An 18,467-nucleotide genomic window follows, 5' to 3' on the forward strand; every position below is an offset into this window, starting at 1 on the left:
CTTAGATTATTAGCGACGTTGTTGGGCTTTGTTTTGTTGTTGTTCGGCGTAAGCTTGCTGCACTTTATTGTGCGGGGATACTTCTGCAATGCCGACTTCCCACCATGCGCCTCCATCATCGGTGATGCGTTCAGCTGTAGTGTCAATGACTAATACTGAAACGCCTTGGCGTGCTCTAGCTTGTTTAAGTGCGATTTTTAGGCTGTCAATATTGTCAACGTGTTGAGCATAAGCGCCCATGGCTTGAGCATGGGAGGAAAAATCTATATGGACATCGATGCCATTTTCGCCTACACAGTGGCTTAAAAGATTATTGTAATTGGGACTACCACTAGCACGTTGTAAGCGGTTGATGCAACCAAATCCGCGATTATCTAATACGACAATAATAAGCTTGAGACCAAGCATTTGTGCGGTGGCAATTTCACTATTCATCATCATATAAGAGCCATCGCCTACCATGACGATAACTTCTTTGTCTGGGCGGGCAAGTTTAACGCCTAATGCGCCAGCGATTTCATAACCCATGCAGGAGTAACCATAATCCATATGGTAGTTGCCTACGCCTTCACAACGCCAAAGTTTATGCAGTTCTGCAGGTAAAGTACCTGCAGCGCACACGACAATGTCTTGATAAGGAGAGTTGGGGTGAGATTGTCTTATTGCGCCAATAACTTCAGCATCGTAGGGGAGGGTGTCTTTGGGTGGTTGTTGTGTAGTGAGTTGTGTTACTTTGTCTTGCCATTGTTGTGCTAGGGTTTGGCTGCGTTGTTGCCAATCTGGGCTAAGGGCAGTAAATAGATTGTCTTGTTTGAGCCAGTCTATAAGACAAAGTTTGGCATCGCTTTGTAGGCTTTGGGCGCGCGCACGAGTGAGGTCTAGAGTGGAGACATTGAGCGCTAAGATTTCTGCTTCAGGAAATAGAGCATTAGAGCCACTGGTAAAATCTTGTAAGCGTGTACCTATGGCAATAATTAAATCGGCTTCACGAGCAAGGGTGTTGGCAGCAGGAGAACCTAATACGCCAATAGAGCCAACGTTGTAAGGATGTTGCCATGAGAGTGCGCTTTTGCCAGCTTGTGTTTCAGCTACGGGGATGCGGTATTGTTGCGCAAAGGTGGCAAGTTCTTGGCTGGCATCGCTATATAAAGTGCCACCGCCGCTAATGATAAGGGGGCGTTTGGCGCGTGATAGAGTGGCGTATGCTTGCTGGATTTCGCGTGTGTCTGCACTTAGACGACGTATTTTCAGGGGTGTTGGGTTAAAAAAGTCGCGTGGATAATCCCATGCTTGCGCTTGGATGTCTTGCGGTAGGGCGAGGGTCACAGGGCCACAAAGTGCGGGGTCGGTTAGGACGGCGAAGGCGCGTGGCAGGGCGGTTAGTAATTGCGCTGGAAGCATGATGCGGTCAAAATAGCGTGAGACGGGGCGAAAGCAGTCGTTAACGCTGATATCACCAGCTGAAAAATCTTCACTTTGTTGCAATACGGGGTCAGGAGCGCGACTGGCAAAAATATCTCCAGGAAGAAGGAGTAATGGTAGACGATTGACGTGTGCTAATGCAGCGGCGGTTACCATATTGGTTGCCCCTGGTCCAATAGAGGAACTAACCGCCATAATGCGTCGGCGCATCTGTGCTTTGGCATAAGCAATAGCGGCATGTGCCATGCCTTGTTCGTTGTGGGCGCGCAGTAGTGGTAATCCTTGTGGGCGGTAGTCGCGATGCTTGTCAGCAAGGCGTAAGTTTGCCATTGCTTCGCCTATCCCACAAACATTTCCATGCCCAAAAATTGCCCACATACCTGTAACAAAAGGATGAAGACTGCCATCATCATCTTCGATTTCTATGCTAGCGATATAGCGAGTAAGTGCTTGTGCCATAGTTAGGCGTATGGTTTTAGTGCTCATGAGGAACTCCTGTGCGTGTCTGCCATGCATCGATTAAGACAGTAAAATTTTCGCTGATTTGTTGACGACATTGCTCGACATTAATTTTTTCTTCTAACAATGCGCAGATGGGTTGTTGCCAGACACTACGACCAATCATAAATCCTTTAACAATAGGGTGAGTGGCTTGTTTAAATTGCGCGCATAACACTTCTTTTGCTTGATTTAGACCTAATAAAACAACGCCTCGACAATAGGGGTCGTGTTGTTGAATGAGTTGGTCTAGCATATGCCAAGAGGGAGATTGCATACCCACAAGTTTCCACCAATGGGGTTTGATACCAAGATGATAAAATCGCGCAATACTACGTAAGATAATGCTGTCGTTATCTTTGTCGCTAACGTGCGCAGGTAAGGGATTAGGAGCAATAACTTCTAATAACAATTCATGTCCGCTGTGTTGCACACTTTCCCATAGCGCGAGCAGTTGGCGTTCTTGTGCCATACGTATATTAAGGTCGTCTTCTGGGTGGTAGAACACTAAACATTTTATGGTGTGTTCTAGGGGATAGTCTTTGATTTTACTGGCAATGCTGTATGTGTGTTCAAAAGAAAGGGGGCGCGAACTAGGTTGTTCAACAGGGCGTCCAATCCATAAAGGTGGGTTGGATTCACTGGCATCACATAATACTTGTTTAGCATAGGTATCATCGGCCAATATTCCTAGTTTCCCAGATAATTCAGGACGTTGTTTACTAATATGGGTTAGTGCTTGGAAAACGATTTGCTTGAGTTGGGTAATTTTTGTACGTGGTATTGCATAGCGATTGGCTATGTCCTCAAATTGGCTACGATGATCAAAAGCTAAGACATAAACTTCAGGCCACGAGATGCGCTTGCCGCTGACTCGGTGCAAATGCTGTAAATGAGGGTCTAGGTCAGGGCGTAATCCTTCGGGTTGATTGAGCCAATAATTTAGTTCATCTAGGGTTGGCATAGCAGGTGCACAACCATGACGTGAGACAACGATTGCGCCACAAATATTAGCAATGCGCGCAGCTTGAGCAAAATCATATCCGCGAATAAGTGCATAAATTAAACCACTGGCAAAAGCATCCCCTGCCCCTAATACGTTCATGACTTCTACTTGTTCAGTTTTATATAGGGTAAGAGTATCGAGTGAGTCTGGAATTTCTCCAGAAATAATTTGACATCCTAAAACGCCTCTTTTTAATACGAGTACAGCTTGGGTGTGTTGGCGAACGGTGCGTAAGGCTTGCAAAATGTCTTCTGAGCCACCTGCAATACTAAATTCTTCTTCTGTGCCTATGATTAAATCGAATAAAGGCAGTTGCGCCTGCAGATGAGCGCTGACACTGTCGCTTTTGATGTAGCGTGTTTCGCCATCGCCAAGTTCGGTAAGACCCCACAAAACAGGTCGATAATCAATATCTAAAATAGTGATAGTTTGATGTTGACGTGCAGCTTGTAGTGCTTTTCTTGAAGCTTTGAGTGTGGTATCGGTGGATAGGTGCGTACCAGTAACTAGTAGCGCTTTGCATCGTTTGAAAAAATTCTCGTCAATATCATCTTCACAGAGCGCCATATCTGCACAATCATGCCGATAAAACAATAATGGGAATGTGTCTTGATCTTTTAAAGCAAGAAAAACCAGTGCGGTTAAGCGTTCAGGGTCTAGGAGTACTTGTGAAGTATCGCAGCCTTCACGCTCTAACGTTTCAAGTAAAAATCGTCCCATTTGTTCATTGCCAACCCTTGAAATCATGGCGCTGTTTAAACCCAATCTTGCAGTTCCGAAAGCGATATTGCTTGAGCTACCACCGAGGTATTTTTTAAAACTGTGGGTATGCTCTAAACCGACACCAATAGCTTCACCATATAAGTCAACCGCTAGACGACCTAAGCAAGCAATGTCTATTGGGCGTTCTTGGGGGAAAACAATTTTTTTGCATCTACGCTGCTCCAGCTAGAGAAATGTTTGAGCCTATAGTATAGAATATTTAAAATAAAAATTCCAAATTATTTTTTCAAAATAAAATTTGCGATATATGGGGTTGGCTGCTATATTAACCCTAGGTTAATACCTAAATAAAATAATTAAACAGGAGTATAACACTATGAAAAAATTAGCTTTAGTAAGTGCAATGGCGATGATATCGTTCTCGCCAGTCACTGTTGCTAAGGATTTGGTTATTGGTGCGACGATGTCAAAATTTGCTGATAAATGGTTGACGTATTTAATTGACGGTATTGAGCAATTTGATAAAGAGCATGATGATGTGACGGTGGTATTAACCGATGCCAACGATGACCCAGCACGGATGCTCAATCAGGTGGATAATTTTATTGACCAAGGGGTGGATGCGGTGATTATTCATCCAACTGACCGACAAACGGTGCGTCCAATTGCAAAAAACTACAAAAAGCAGGAATTCCATTGGTAGTAGTCAATCGTCGTCCAAATGATGAAGATATGGCGTTAATTGGAGCTTATGTCGGTTCAGATGAGATTAAAGGTGGATTGCTACAAGGCGAGGTTGTGGTGAATTTATTAGGCGAAAAAGAAGGTCGTGTGGGGATTTTAATGGGGCCTCTTGGTTTGGAAGGGCAGATTAATCGTACTGCTGGAAATAAGCAGGTTTTTGATAAACATGACAATATTACGGTGATTGTAGAGCAAGAAGGTAAGTGGGACCGTGCTAAGGGCTTGGAGATTACTGAGGATTGGTTACAAGGTAAAAACAATCTTAATGTGATTGTGGCGAATAATGATGAGATGGCAATTGGGGCAATGCTGGCAACGCGTAAGGTGGGTTTTAAAGATGAAGATTTTATTATTGTTGGTTTGGATGCAACGCCTGATGCTTTGCAATATTTAGGTGAGGGGTTGGACGCGACTGTTTTCCAAGATGGGTATGGTCAAGGTTATGGAGGGGCGCAAGTGGCGTATAAGTTGGCTAAGGGTGAAGTGGTCGAACCTGTGAAATGGATTGATTTTCAGTTGGTAACCCCAGAAAACAAAGCGCAATACGTTAAATAAAAAATCTTTAAAAAGGTCATCGTTTGGATGACCTTTTTTGCTTAAGGAGGGTCTTATGGATGCGCACAACAATATTTTACAATTAAATAATATTAGTAAAACTTTCCCTGGGGTCAAGGCGTTAGATGGTATAAATTTGGCGATTCGTCGGGGGGAGGTGCATGCGCTAATGGGCGAAAATGGCGCAGGAAAATCCACGTTGATGAAGATTCTTTATGGCTTGTATGTGCCAGATAAAGGCGGTGAGATGATTTTTGATGGTGCACCGTTTAAGCCATCGCGTCCTATGGAGGCTATTGGGCGTGGATTGATTATGGTGCCACAGGAGATTAGTCCTGTGGGTAATTTGACGGTGGCAGAGAATTTTTTCTTAGGACGCGAAATTGTTAAAAATGGTCTGCTAGATAATCAAGCGATGAATGCTCAAGCTGAGGCGATGTTACGTGATTTGGGGATTGTGATGGATGTGCGCCAAAAAATGAGTGAGGTGTCTGTTGCTAAAGCACAATTGGTAGCGGTGGCTACAGCAGTATCGATTGATGCAAAGGTGATTTTAATGGATGAACCTTCTACTTCCTTAACAGAGTTAGAAGTAGAGCAATTGTATCAGATTGTTGAACGTTTAAAGGCGCGCAATATTGCGGTGATTTTTATCTCACATAAATTAGATGAGATTTTTCGTGTGGCTGACCGTATTTCGGTGTTACGTGATGGTTGTCATGTCGCTACGCATGATAAAACGGCTATTACCAAGGAACAACTGATTGAAGAGATGGTCGGGCGTAATATGAGTGATATGTATGCTAAGGAGAAAGTTGCAATTAGTGATGAGCTGGTTATAGAAGTACGCCATCTGAGTCGTGAAAATTGTTTTGAGGATGTGAGTTTTTCTGTGCGTAAAGGGGAGATTTTAGGGGTTGCTGGATTGGTTGGGGCAGGGCGAAGTTATGTTGCGGAGAGTTTGTATGGTTATAAGCCTGCAGATAGTGGTGAGATTTTTATGCATGGTAGGCAGGTGTTTATTCAAAATCCTAATGATGCGCAACACAATCATATTGGCTGGGTTACAGAAGACCGCAAGCTAACAGGTTTATTCCTTAATATGAATATTACCGACAATATTATTATGCCTAATTTATCGCCTTTTATTCGAAACTTCTTGATTTCAAATGGATTGGCGCGTGAGGTGGCGGAAAAACAAAAGCGTGAGATGCGTATTAAAGCGCCGAATGTGAATGTGATTACAGGAAATCTTTCTGGTGGTAATCAGCAAAAGGTGTTGATTGGACGTGCGTTAATTTTAAATCCTGATGTTCTGATTTTAGATGAACCTACTAAGGGTATTGATGTGGGGGCAAAGGCAGAGATTTATCGTTTGATGGTAGAGCTTGCCAAAATTGGTAAGTCAATCATTATGATATCCTCAGATATGATTGAATTATTAGCAATGAGTGATCGGATTATGGTGATGGCAGAAGGCAAGGTAACGGGCATGCTTAGTCGTGATGAGGCAACGCAGGCGAAAATTATTAAATTGGCATCGAAGTTAACCGATGAGATGTCGGTGTAATGAATAATCACAAAAGAGGAGGCGTTATGATGCAAGCAACAAATAAAGTTGAGGGACAAAAACAATTATTTAATGCGAAGTATTTATTTAATACTTATGGCATGTTGATGATTTTATTAATATTATTTTTTAGTCTATCGGCAGCGATTGATGGGTTTATGTCATTAAGAACAATATTGAGCATTATGGAGCAGGTGTCGATGTTTGGCATTATTTCCATAGGGGTTACTTTTGCCATTATTACTTGTGGCATTGATTTGTCTTCTGGGGCGGTGGTGGCACTGGCGGCTGTTGTGGCGGCAAGTGTGGTTTCTGCGGCAGATAATGCGTTTGCAGCGATTGCAGGTTTTGCCGCAGCGATTGCAGTCGGTGCGGTTTGTGGGGTGATTAATGGTGGGTTCACAGCGATTGGTAAGATTCCACCTTTTATTGCAACACTTGGCATGATGACGATTGCTAGAGGGGCTGCGCAAATAGCCTCTGGTGGTCGTCCGATTGATGCGAGCAGTGATGCCTTTACTTGGATTGCAGATATGTCGGTATTGGGAATTCCTGGGTTGGTGTTGATTTATAGTATGGTGGCGATAGTGGCGCATATTTTATTGAGTCGTTCGCGTTTTGGGCGGCATGTGTATGCAATTGGAGGAAATGTACATGCAGCGCGTATTTCAGGGATTAATGTGCGACGGACGCTGATGTTGGTTTATACCTTTGCAGGGGCGTTGGCGGGTCTTGCTGGGGCAATGTTGGCAGCTAGGACATATGCAGGTAATCCTGCTTACGGCAATATGTGGGAATTAGATGCGATTGCGGCAGCGGTAATTGGAGGGACGTCCTTGGCAGGGGGGATTGGTTCTGTACCAATGTGTGTGGTGGGGGCATTGATTATTGGGACGACTAATAAGGGATTGAATTTGTTGGGTGTTGACCCTTATTGGCAGCAGATTGTTAAGGGATGCATTATTATATTTGCGGTGTTATTGGATACTCTTAAGCGTAGACGTAGTTAGGTATTAATTAGGATTATTTGTGGTTTTAAACTGTGCCTGAATGGTTGGATTTATTCTCCAGCATTCAAGGCGCAGATTTTTTATTTTTTTAGGTGGGATGTTGAGGTGAATTTGAAAAGGTTTTTTATGATGCGGTGTTGGTGAATACGCGTTGGATGTGTAGATGAAGGGCTTTTATTGGGTGGGTTTGTGGTTTGTGGTTGACAATGGGTTTGTAGTGTCGGCACAATTTTTGTTTTGCTCTGTTTGTTTAGTGCGGACTGTTCTAAAATAATTGTTTATTCAACGCTTAAGGGTTTTTTAATATGCAATGGTCGTTACAAAAGGCGCGGGTGCTTTATGAGTTGCCTTTTATGGATTTGTTATTTGAGGCGCAGAAGGTGCATCGGGCGCATCATGAGGCGAATGCGGTGCAAATTAGTACGCTTTTATCAATTAAGACGGGGGCGTGTCCTGAGGATTGTAAGTATTGTCCGCAAAGTGCGCGTTATAAGACGGGGGTGGCGCGGGAGGCGTTGTTGCAGGTGGAGGAGATTGTGCAGGCGGCTGAAAATGCGCGGGCTCAGGGGGCGACGCGATTTTGTATGGGGGCGGCGTGGCGTAATCCTAAAGAGAGTGATATGCCTTATTTGCAGGAGGTGATTGCTAGGGTGAAGGCGTTGGGGTTGGAGACGTGTATGACGCTTGGGATGTTGGATGCGGATAAGGCGCGTACTTTGGCGGAGGCGGGGTTGGATTATTACAATCATAATTTGGATACTTCGCGGCGTTATTATAGTGAGATTATTTCTACGCGTAGTTATGATGATCGTTTGCAGACGCTTGAGCATGTGCGTGAGGCGGGGATGAAGGTGTGCTCGGGGGGGGATTTTGGGAATGGGGGGAGGAGAGTGATGACCAGTTGGCAATGTTGGTGGAGCTGGCGAATTTGCCGCGTCCGCCTGAGTCTGTGCCGATTAATCAGTTGGTGCGGGTGAAGGGGACGCCATTGGCGCAGGTGGATGATTTGGAGCCGTTTGATTTTATTCGGGTGATTGCGGTGGCGCGGATTATGATGCCACGTTCGGCGGTGAGGTTATCAGCAGGGCGTGAGCAGATGAATGAGCAGATGCAGGCGTTGTGTTTTATGGCTGGGGCAAATTCGATTTTCTATGGCTGTAAGTTGTTGACAACACCTAATCCTGAGGCGGATGTGGATAGGCGGTTGTTTGCGAAGTTGGGGATTAATGGGGTGCGTCAGGCGGTGGTGGAGGTTGAGGCGCAGGCGGAGCAGGCGTCGGTGGGGATGTATTATCCTGCATGATGGTTGTTTGGCTTGTTTAAAGCGCTGCCGCGGTGTGAGCTGGGTGGCGTTTTTTTGTATTGAGGATTGGAGGCGGTGATGGGTGGTTTTCGGTATTGGGTGGGGTTGGTGTTGGGTTGGTGGTTGAATGTGGCGCTGGCGCAGGGGTGTGTGGATGAGGCGCAGCGTTTGGCGTTGGGGGAGCAGTTGCGGTTGTGGAATGAGTCGTATCGGTTGGTGGGGGAGTCGGCGGTTAGTGATCAGACGTATGATGCTTTGCGCGCGCAGTGGTTGGCTTGGCAGGCGTGTGCGGGGGGGGAGGAGGCGGTGGTGGAGGCGTTGCCTTTGCCGCGTGAGGGGGTGCGTTTGCAACATCCTTATCCGCATAGGCGGTTGCCAAAGTTATCTGAAGATGAGGTGCGGGAGTGGTTGGCGCGTCAACAGGGGGCGGTGGTGGTGCAGCCGAAGGTGGATGGGGTGGCGGTAACGTTGGTTTATCGTGAGGGGCGCTTGGTGCAGGCGATTAGTCGTGGGGACGGGCAGTGGGGGTTGGATTGGACAGCGGTGGTGCGTGCGATGCCCAATGTGGTGCAGAATTTTGCAAAAAATGAGGCGGTTGTTCAGGGGGAGTTGTATTGGCGGCAGTCGTTTTCTTATGAGGCGGGGGATAGGGCGCAACGTGCGGCGGTGATGGGGGTGTTGCAAAGTGCTAATCCGAGTGTGCAAGAGTTGGCGCAGGTGGGGTTTTTTGCTTGGGATTGGGCGGATGGTCCTGAGGTGTTTGAGGCGCGGATGCAGGCGTTGCAATCAGCTGGGTTTGTCTTGGGCGAGTGGTCAAAGTTGGTGCGCTCGTTTGATGAGGTGCAGGCTTGGCGTAGGCGATGGGCAAGAGAGCGTTTGCCGTTTGCGGTAGATGGGGTGGTGCTAAAGTATGCGCATCAGTTGCAATCGGGGTTTGAGTATTATGGCGATAGAGTAGATGCGGTGGCGTGGAAATTTACACCGCAAACGGCGGTAACGACGGTTGCTGCAATTGAGTGGATGGTGGGACGACGCGGTGAGGTAACACCAATAGTGGTAGTTGCGCCTGTAACGTTGGCTGGGCGGACAATTCAGCGGGTGAGTTTGGGGAGTGTGGCGCGCTGGAGGAAGATGGATGTGGGGGTGGGGGATGCGGTGCGTATTGGATTAAATGGGAGCGTGATTCCTGTTTTGCAGGCGGTGGTGTGGCGTTCACCTGTGCGGGTGTTGTCTATACCTGATGATGATTTTGATGCGTGGACGTGTTGGCATTATGAGAGGCGGTGTGCGTCGCAATTTCAGGCGCGCTTGGCGTGGTTGTCAGGGAAGAAGGGGTTAAATTTGCGTGGGATTGGCGGGGATAGGTGGCAATCTCTTGCTGAGCAAGGGGTGTTGGTGCATGTGTTGGATTGGCTGGATTGGGAGGAGGCGGATTTGCGCTCTTTTGCTGGATTTGGGGAGAAGCGCGCGCGTCAGTGGATGGCGCAGTTTGCTATAGCGCGTAAGCGTTCGCAGTTGGATTGGTGGGTGGCGCTTGGGTTGCCTGCTAATCGTCGCGAATGGGCAGGTTGGCAAGAGCAAGGTTTGATAGAAGATGCGGCAGTATTGGCAAATTATCGTGTGGTGGATTGGCAACGTTTTGCTGGTGTAGGTAGAAAACGTGCGTTGGATTTACAGAGATTTTTTGTGCTGTGGCAAGAGCAGGGATTGAGTGCGCGGTTAGCAGAGGCTGGGGTTGAGGTGTTCATCCCAAAAAATCCCGCTAGTAGCGGGATTTTTATTTGGCTTAAATAGCGCTTATGTTGGGATTAACGTTGACGCGCTTTTAGGCGTGGGTCAGTTTTGCAGATGACAAAAATTTTGCCATGACGGCGAACAACTTGGCAGTCACGGCTACGGTTTTTTGCCGATTTTAATGAAGATAATACTTTCATGATTATTCCTTTTGTTATGTTTAAGGGCGCATATGCTATCGATTAATGGCGATAAAATCAAGAGGATTAAGGGTTTGGGGAAATAATTTTATGGCAGAGGAGGGATTTATGGGGGTGTGCTGTTATTCTTTAAATTCCAGTGGTAATTGTCGTTCGTCGTAGGCTTGGAGGAGTGATTCGGTGAGCGGTTGGGTCATTGGGGTGTAGGTTACGCTTTGTTCGTGGCGCGTGTCGCTGGCGCGTTGGGTGATGCGATAGAGCGCGAAGAGGAAAAAAGCACCCATTACGATGGCAATGGTGAGGAAGAAGGCATGGTTGGAGAGGGTTTGCATGAGCAGTCCAGTGAGCATGGGCCGCTGATGGCTCCAAGTCCGCCAACTAGTACAATGGTGCTGGCGGCTGGGACGACTTCGTCGCTACTAAGCCAGTCGTTGATGTAGGCGGTAGACATGCCATTTAGGGGCATGACAAATCCGCCTGCTAACACGAATAAGGGTAAAAGTAGGGTTAGGTTGTTGCCAACAAATGGGGCGGCAAGTGTGGTTGCGCCGCCGATTAATGCGGAGCTGGCGAGGATGAGGCGGCGGTCGAAACGGTCGGATAGGCGTCCAATGGGGAGGGTGAAGAATAAAGCGCCAATATTTAATGCCATGACAACCCATGCAGCACGAGTGGCGATGATGCCGTTATTGACGGCATAAATGGGGGCAAGTGAGGTGAGTGTTCCTACGCAAAAGTTGGCAGCAAATACGCCTACAAATCCAAGCGGAGAGCGTTGATAGAGTTTTTTTAGGCTCATAAAGTGATGTTGGTCGCTGGTGGTGGGTGCGCTAATGCGGGTGAGTAGGAGGGGAATGGAGGCAACGGAGATGGTTATAGAGGCGATGGAAAATAGTAAAAAGCTGGTGGGGGCAATGAAGTTGAAAAATAATTGTCCAATGGTGCCCGAAGCATAGATGACCATGAGATAGACGGCGATAGCTTGTCCGCGGTCTTGGTTGCTGCTTTGGGCGTTTAGCCAGCTTTCGCTGATGATATAAAGCCCTGAAATGCAAAATCCTGTGATAAAACGAATGAGCATCCAGTGCCATGAACTTAAAAATACGCTATGCAATAAGATGGTGACTGAACATAGCGCTGAGAGGGCTGCAAAAACGCGGATATGTCCAACGCTAGCAATGTAGCGTCCAGCGGTTAAGGCGCTGATTAAAAATCCAATAAAGAAGCTTGCCATGATAAAGCCAAGTTCGGTTTGTGAAAAACCTTCGGCTTGACCACGTAGGGCGATGAGGGTGTTTTGTAAACCTGTTCCAATCATCATTAAACTAATGCTGAAAAATAAAATTTTATGGTGGTGTAGGGCTTTTAGCATGGTTTGGTCCTTCTTTTATCAGGATTGATTGGGGAAAAAAGGCGCTTATGATAATGATACTTACGCATTTGTCTAATGCGCTATGGGAAATTTTTGTGTGGGCATTGTTGTAGCTTAACCTGCTAGGGTTAAGCCATATGATTTAGTGGGGAAAAGGTATTTTGTGGGATTTTAATTTTGCTTGGATGTGGGGTTTTAGTCGTTGGTATAGTCGACGATTAGGAAGACAGGCGAAAAAGCCTAAAATGATGAATAACCAAAGAAGGATGCGTGGGAATTTATTGAGGAGGGTGTCAATGATTAGTTCGGGGAAGGCGCCTTTATAAAAAACTTTACCCGCATGAGTGAATAAAGCGATTTTGGCAAAATTATCCGCTCCAACTTTATCAAAAATACGCATGCCTTTTTCGCCAAAGCTGACGGCTTCTTTGTATAAGGCATGATTTTTAGGGGAGATATGTTTTGAGCTTTTTACAGCAAGATCACCGCCAATGCGATAGATACTGGCGGCGTGTCTTTCAAATTGCTTGGAAAATCTTGCCATTGTGGCAAGGGATTGTGCGTCTGTGGTGTGCGCGAGAAGTTCTGCACCGCCACGAACTTTAGCCAGTGAGGAAACGTCGCCAAGTAGCGAGCTAAGGGTATCTATACTTTTGGTTTTTTTGCCTTTTTTTGCAGCATCTATTAGAGTGTGCGTGAGCCATTTGGGCATTTTTCCTAATTTGCGGAGTGCTTTTAAGGTGATGAGGCTACTTTTTGCCATAGTTGCGCTGACAAAAGAGGGCGCAGCAGCGCCTGCACTGCTTACGCTGGCAGCACCACTGGCTAATTGTGCGCCACTGGCGAGTGCGCCAAGAGAGGCTAAGGCAACGAGCACTTCATCAACTTCTTCACCTTTGGCTAGATGGATTCCTTCTTGCGCAAGGTCTCGGATATCGCCTATGAGTAAAAAATCAGTGGCAACACCAACCACGCGCCCAATATTTTCATCGCTTTGCCCTGAAAATAGACCTTCTTTAACTTTACCTAGTTGATAAAGCCAGCGTTGGCGTTCGGCGCTAATGTCTTGGTAGAGGGTTTGCGCGGTAAGATTGTTTTGCATGTAGTCAAGTTCTAGAAAAAATTCTAGATAATCCGCGGCTTCGGCATAACGCTTTTCCTCGACAAGTCGCTGGGCTTCAGGCACTGGGTCGATGCGCTGTAGGCTAAGAGCATAAAGGCGATTTTGATTCCATAAAACGTTGGCTGAAATCAGCGCAAGAATAATTAATATCGCTCTGATGATAATGGATTTAATCATTGGGTTGGGTGGTTTGGCTTAGAGCTTGAATAAGGAGTTCGGCGGTGCGCTCGTTGGTGGCAAGAGCAATTTGTGCAACAGCAGCAATGCGAATGAGCGCTTTAACGTCTACATCATGCGGGGCGGCGTAAAGGGGGTCAAAAAAGAATATCAGTAGGTCGAGGCGCCTTTCGGCAATCATGGCGCCAATTTGTTGGTCGCCGCCTAAAGGACCAGATAAAAGTCGGGTTACTTGTAGATCGGTTTGGGCTTGAATGTGTTCTCCGGTGGTGCCAGTGGTATAAATTTGACAGTTTTTTAGCCATTGTTGGTGGCGTTTTGCCCAGTCGGTCATGGCGGGTTTGAGCGCATCATGGGCGACTAGGGCGACGTTTAGGGTTTTATTGTGTTGCATTGTATTGACCATGAGTTAGATAAAATAAAAGTCCTAAATATTAGGACTTTTATGCGTAGGATTATTTATCTTAAGCTTGCATGAGTTGTTTTAAGGTAGCGCCCATATCAGCAGGAGAGCGCACGGTGGTTACACCAGCAGCTTCTAAAGCGCGGAATTTATCTTCCGCTGTTCCTTTGCCACCAGAAATAATCGCGCCTGCATGTCCCATACGTTTTCCTGGAGGCGCGGTTACGCCAGCAATATAAGCTACGACGGGTTTGGTCACATGCGCTTTGATGTAATCAGCAGCCTCTTCTTCAGCACTGCCACCGATTTCACCGACCATAATGATGCCTTTGGTTTGTTCATCTTGCTCAAATGCAGCAAGAACATCAACAAAACTGGTGCCGTTTATAGGGTCGCCACCAATGCCAACACTGGTTGATTGTCCAAGACCCGTTTGCGTGGTTTGGTGTACTGCTTCATAGGTGAGTGTGCCTGAGCGCGACACAATGCCAACGCTCCCTTTTTGATGGATATGTCCAGGCATAATGCCCATTTTGCATTCCCCAACAGTAATCACACCTGGGCAATTGGGTCCAATAAGGCGCACATCGCTCCCTTTTAGCGCGGCTTTAACGCGCATCATATCCAAAACGGGAATGCCTTCTGTAATACAAGCAATCACTTTTATCCCTGCATCAGCTGCTTCTAAAATGGCATCAGCTGCAAAGGGTGGGGGGACGAAAATCATGGAAGCATCTGCGCCAGTTTCACTAACGGCTTCATAGCAGTTGTTAAATACTGGGCGCTCTAGATGGGTTTGTCCGCCTTTGTTTGGCGTGATACCACCGACAAGGTTAGTGCCGTAGGCGATGGCTTGCTCAGAGTGGAATGTCCCCTGTGAGCCAGTAAAGCTTGGGTGATAACTTTGGTATTTTTATTGATATAGATACTCATAAAAACCTCTTACTGTGCGGCGGCAACCGCTTTTTTGGCGGCGTCGGTTAAATCGTCTGCAGCGGTAATGTTTAAACCGCTATCGTTTAGCATTTTGCGTCCAAGTTCAACATTTGTGCCTTGTAAGCGCACAACGACAGGAACACCTAACTCCATTTCCTTAGCAGCGCTAATAATGCCTTCGGCGATTAAATCACAGCGCACGATGCCCCCAAAAATATTGACCAAAATGGATTTAACCTCTTCAGAACTTAAAATAAGTTTAAATGCCTGTTTGACGCGCTCAGATGTTGCGCCCCCGCCCACATCAAGGAAGTTTGCAGGTTGTCCGCCATGAAGTTTAACGATATCCATTGTTGCCATGGCAAGTCCTGCACCATTAACCATACAGCCAATATTGCCCTCTAGCGCAACATAGTTTAGTTCAAGTTCAGCGGCTTTATTTTCGCGTTCATCTTCTTGGCTTGGGTCGCGCATTTGTGCAAGGTCTTTGTGGCGATAAAGCGCGTTATCATCTACGCCAATTTTGGCGTCTAAAGCGAGTAAATTGCCCTCACCCGTGACAATTAAAGGATTGATTTCAATCATGGCAAGGTCTTTTTCAATGAATAATTGATATAAGCCTTCGAGCAATTGTGCAAGCTGATTGATTTGCGCTTTTTCAAGTCCCATAGCAAAACCTAAGCGACGTCCGATATAAGAGGAGTAGCCTGCAGCGGGGTCAACGCTAATATTGAAAATCTTTTCAGGAGTAGATTCTGCCACTTCTTCAATATCCATACCGCCTTCTGCTGAGGCGATAAAAGAAACGCTTTTGGTTGCACGGTCAACCAAGGCGCAAACATATAATTCATTAGCAATATCAAGACCTTCTTCAATAAGAACGGCATTGATGGGTAGTTTGGTATCGCCAGTTTGTTTAGTTTGTAGTGTACTGCCAATCATGGCTTGGGCGTGGGTTTTTACCTCATCTAGTGATTTGGCAACTTTAACGCCACCTGCTTTGCCACGTCCACCAGCATGGACTTGTGCTTTGACAACCCAAACATTGCCCCCTAATTTCTCTGCCGCTTGTTCGGCTTCTTCGACGGTTTGCGCTAAAATACTGCGCGGTACGCTGACGCCATACTCGCTAAACAGCGCTTTTGCTTGATATTCATGCAAATTCATAGGTTTTCCTAGTGTTGAATGTAAAAATCGGGGCAATCGTATCAAATATAGCCCTTGATGCTATAACGAGAGGAGATTATCGCTAGAGGTTATGGGTTAATTTAGATTGAATCAGGTTAGTAGAAAAAAAAGGATTTAAAAAATGTATGCGCATCAAACAACTATAGAGGTTCGTTGGGGAGATATGGATGCCTATGGGCATGTTAATAATACGGTGTTTTTTCGTTATTTTGAGATGGCGCGCTTTCGCTATTTTGAGGCGTTAAATTTATGTGAGGATGGGGTTATTCCAACCATTGTATTGGCAGCGATAGAGTGTCAATTTAAACGCGCATTGGTGTATCCAGCAACAATTGTGGTGCATACACGTGTGTTGGATTTAGGGAGTAGTAGCCTGAAAATGCAGGCGATGATTGAGTGTGAGGGTGAGCTATGCGCCCAAGCAACAGCAACGATGGTTTGGGTGGATAGCCAAACGCATAAGCCGCAAAAAATTCCAATGCAGGCGCGAGAAAAAATTAAGGCGCATGAGCAGTTTGATAAGAGGGCGGATGAGTATTATTCTGATTGTTAGAATTTAAATATATTTTGGTTTTATAGTGAAAAAAGTTTGTGAAATCAGCTACTACTATGGTTGATTATAAAAACTAACATTTATTTTTATGGTGTATTGGCGCGGTGTTGGCGTAGATGTTGAAGTAGGGCGGTCATATCTTCGGGTAGTGGGCTATGGTATTGACAAGGTTGTGTGCTGTGAGGATGAATGAGCCTAAGTTCGGTGGCATGAAGCGCTTGACGGGGGAAGGTGAGCAAAGCCTCGCGAATCTCATCGCTTAATCCTTTGGGCAAAACAGGATTATGACCATAAACGCTGTCGCCAACTAAGGGATGATTTAAATATGAAAGATGGACGCGGATTTGGTGCGTGCGTCCTGTTTCTAGCTGTACGCGTAATAAAGTAATGTCTGAAAAGCGCTCTTCTATCCGATAATGGGTAATGGCAGGTTTGCCATCTTTACGCACGCTCATACGAACGCGCTCCTTAGGATGTCGTCCAATCGGAAGGTCAATACTATCTCCTGCCGTAACATAGCGATAAACCAGTGCTAGATAAGTTCTGCCCATGGTGCGCGTTTGCAATTGTTGTACCAAATGCGTATGCGCTTTAGGCGTTCTGGCAACGACCATTACACCAGAAGTTTCTTTGTCTAAACGATGCACAATGCCCGCGCGCGGTAGGTTTGCAAGTTCAGGAAAATGAAAAAGTAACGCATTTAAAAGTGTACCATCACGATTACCCGCTGCAGGATGAACCACTAATCCCGCGGGCTTGTCAATGACAATAATTGATTTATCAGCATGCAATACATTTAATGCGATATTTTGTGCGTCATTTTTTGTATGCTCACATACGCTTAAAGTCCCAGAAATATAATCCCCCACACTAAGATTAGATTTATTCTTGGCAGGTTTTTGGTTGAGCAAAATCTCGCCAGATTGAATAGCTTGCTGCCATTGCCCGCGTGAATAATCAGTAAATTGATGCGCCAAAAATTGATCTAAGCGCCAACCATGATATTCAAGTGGCACCGTTAAATTCACCGTAAAATCATTATTATCTGTACAATGGGGTTTGTTTGTTAGCATGTTTTATGTTCTATAATACAATTTTTAAAATCGGAGTTTGCTATGCAGCATCTGTATAAAACCATCAGTCTGATTTGTGTGAGCAGTGTATTGGTCGCTTGTTCATATGTAAAGCAAGACCATACCGTTGACTGGAGTGCCCAACAACTTTATCAAGCAGGACAAGATGAATTAAATAACTATGGTTATCAAGATGCCATTGATTACTACACCAAACTACTCGGACGCTACCCCACAGGACAACTCGCACAACAAAGCCAACTCAACCTAGCCTATGCCTACTACCGCGAAGGCGAAAATGAAAAAGCATTGGCAGAAATAAACAACTTTATTAAGGCATTCCCACAGCATCCATATGTTGATTATGCCTATTATATGCGTGGCGTTATTGCATATGAAAAAGATATCAGTATTTATGACCGCCTAAATCCTGCAAATCTAGCACAAACGGACATTCAATCCTTAAAAGCTGCTTTTGATTATTTCGAGCAACTGGTCACACATTTTCCTAAAAGCGAATACAGCGAAGATGCGCGCTATCGCATGCTGTATCTTAAAAACCTAATGGCGCAACATGAATTAGAAATTGCTAGTTACTATATGCGGCGAGGCGCTTACGTTGCTGCAATCAATCGTGCACAAAACATATTAGAGCGCTACGTCAATACCCCAAGCACCCCCTATGCACTTGCTCTAATCACTAGAGCCTATAGCGAACTTGGACAAATGCAATTGGCACAAAATCATCGGCAAGTCCTAGAACTAAACTTTGCTAATAAACTAAATGACCCAGAAATCCGACAGTTTTTAAGTGGAGATATCACAAAAAAACGTAATTTATGGAGCATTTTAAACAGTAAACCAAAAATTTAATTTC

The 18,467-nt window shown here is 45.7% G+C and carries 14 protein-coding genes and 3 pseudogenes; 7 read left to right on the forward strand and 10 right to left on the reverse strand.

All coding sequences use genetic code 11. The features are described 5' to 3' along the window. Positions 1–9 precede the first annotated feature (9 nt). Positions 10–1,908, reverse strand: coding sequence for a 3D-(3,5/4)-trihydroxycyclohexane-1,2-dione acylhydrolase (decyclizing) (gene iolD / locus A5N84_RS03515; RefSeq protein ID WP_198923756.1), 1,899 nt, complete (start codon positions 1,906–1,908; stop codon positions 10–12). Next, on the reverse strand, positions 1,898–3,850 hold the full coding sequence (locus tag A5N84_RS03520; protein WP_072281293.1) for a bifunctional 5-dehydro-2-deoxygluconokinase/5-dehydro-2-deoxyphosphogluconate aldolase: 1,953 nt from the start codon (positions 3,848–3,850) through the stop codon (positions 1,898–1,900). The genes iolD and A5N84_RS03520 overlap by 11 nt, the downstream gene beginning before the upstream one ends. A 175-nt stretch (positions 3,851–4,025) precedes the next feature. Between A5N84_RS03520 and A5N84_RS03525 the strand changes: the two are divergent. From A5N84_RS03525 to A5N84_RS03545, 5 genes and pseudogenes are all read left to right on the forward strand, one after another. Then, positions 4,026–4,948, forward strand: a pseudogene (locus tag A5N84_RS03525) (substrate-binding domain-containing protein). A gap of 55 nt (positions 4,949–5,003) precedes the next feature. Further along, the gene (locus tag A5N84_RS03530; protein ID WP_072281294.1) at positions 5,004–6,518 is read left to right on the forward strand and encodes a sugar ABC transporter ATP-binding protein; all 1,515 of its coding nucleotides are present in this window, start codon (positions 5,004–5,006) and stop codon (positions 6,516–6,518) included. 26 nt (positions 6,519–6,544) lie between these two features. Beyond that, positions 6,545–7,528 (forward strand): ABC transporter permease, encoded by a 984-nt coding sequence (locus A5N84_RS03535; RefSeq protein ID WP_198923759.1) that lies wholly within the window; start codon positions 6,545–6,547, stop codon positions 7,526–7,528. Between the two features lie 305 nt (positions 7,529–7,833). Then, positions 7,834–8,831: pseudogene (bioB, locus tag A5N84_RS03540) on the forward strand (biotin synthase BioB). Positions 8,832–8,909: 78 nt separating this feature from the next. Then, positions 8,910–10,625: a hypothetical protein gene (locus A5N84_RS03545; RefSeq protein ID WP_072281295.1), complete on the forward strand. Its 1,716-nt coding sequence runs from the start codon at positions 8,910–8,912 to the stop codon at positions 10,623–10,625. 14 nt (positions 10,626–10,639) lie between these two features. On the opposite strand, the gene ykgO is transcribed toward A5N84_RS03545, so the two are convergent. From ykgO to sucC, 7 genes and pseudogenes are all read right to left on the reverse strand, one after another. Further along, entirely contained in the window at positions 10,640–10,765 is a 126-nt protein-coding gene (ykgO, locus tag A5N84_RS03550) for a type B 50S ribosomal protein L36 (protein WP_072281296.1), read from the reverse strand. A 122-nt stretch (positions 10,766–10,887) separates the two neighbouring features. Beyond that, on the reverse strand, positions 10,888–11,097 hold the full coding sequence (locus tag A5N84_RS09850; protein WP_158008636.1) for a hypothetical protein: 210 nt from the start codon (positions 11,095–11,097) through the stop codon (positions 10,888–10,890). Then, entirely contained in the window at positions 11,049–12,137 is a 1,089-nt protein-coding gene (locus A5N84_RS03555; protein ID WP_072281297.1) for an MFS transporter, read from the reverse strand. Before A5N84_RS03555 ends, A5N84_RS09850 begins: the two co-directional genes overlap by 49 nt. Before the next feature lie 142 nt (positions 12,138–12,279). Next, positions 12,280–13,437, reverse strand: a complete 1,158-nt coding sequence (locus A5N84_RS03560; RefSeq protein ID WP_072281298.1) for a hypothetical protein — start codon at positions 13,435–13,437, stop codon at positions 12,280–12,282. After that, positions 13,430–13,831, reverse strand: a complete 402-nt coding sequence (locus A5N84_RS03565; RefSeq protein WP_198923760.1) for a methylglyoxal synthase — start codon at positions 13,829–13,831, stop codon at positions 13,430–13,432. Before A5N84_RS03565 ends, A5N84_RS03560 begins: the two co-directional genes overlap by 8 nt. A gap of 70 nt (positions 13,832–13,901) precedes the next feature. Next, a pseudogene (gene sucD / locus A5N84_RS03570) lies at positions 13,902–14,773 on the reverse strand (succinate--CoA ligase subunit alpha). Positions 14,774–14,782: 9 nt separating this feature from the next. Then, entirely contained in the window at positions 14,783–15,943 is a 1,161-nt protein-coding gene (gene sucC / locus A5N84_RS03575) for an ADP-forming succinate--CoA ligase subunit beta (RefSeq protein WP_072281300.1), read from the reverse strand. Between the two features lie 142 nt (positions 15,944–16,085). Here sucC and A5N84_RS03580 point away from each other — a divergent pair, with 142 nt between their 5' ends. Next, the gene (locus A5N84_RS03580) at positions 16,086–16,517 is read left to right on the forward strand and encodes an acyl-CoA thioesterase (RefSeq protein ID WP_072281301.1); all 432 of its coding nucleotides are present in this window, start codon (positions 16,086–16,088) and stop codon (positions 16,515–16,517) included. Positions 16,518–16,603: 86 nt separating this feature from the next. On the opposite strand, the gene rluD is transcribed toward A5N84_RS03580, so the two are convergent. Then, positions 16,604–17,590, reverse strand: coding sequence for a 23S rRNA pseudouridine(1911/1915/1917) synthase RluD (rluD, locus tag A5N84_RS03585; protein ID WP_078055550.1), 987 nt, complete (start codon positions 17,588–17,590; stop codon positions 16,604–16,606). A gap of 42 nt (positions 17,591–17,632) precedes the next feature. Between rluD and A5N84_RS03590 the strand changes: the two genes are divergently transcribed. Next, complete coding sequence (locus tag A5N84_RS03590) at positions 17,633–18,463, forward strand: outer membrane protein assembly factor BamD (RefSeq protein ID WP_072281302.1); 831 nt, start codon at positions 17,633–17,635, stop codon at positions 18,461–18,463. Positions 18,464–18,467: the final 4 nt, after the last annotated feature.

The sequence above is a fragment of the Rappaport israeli genome (assembly GCF_001888055.1).
Classification (GTDB): Bacteria; Pseudomonadota; Gammaproteobacteria; order Cardiobacteriales; family Cardiobacteriaceae; genus Rappaport; species Rappaport israeli.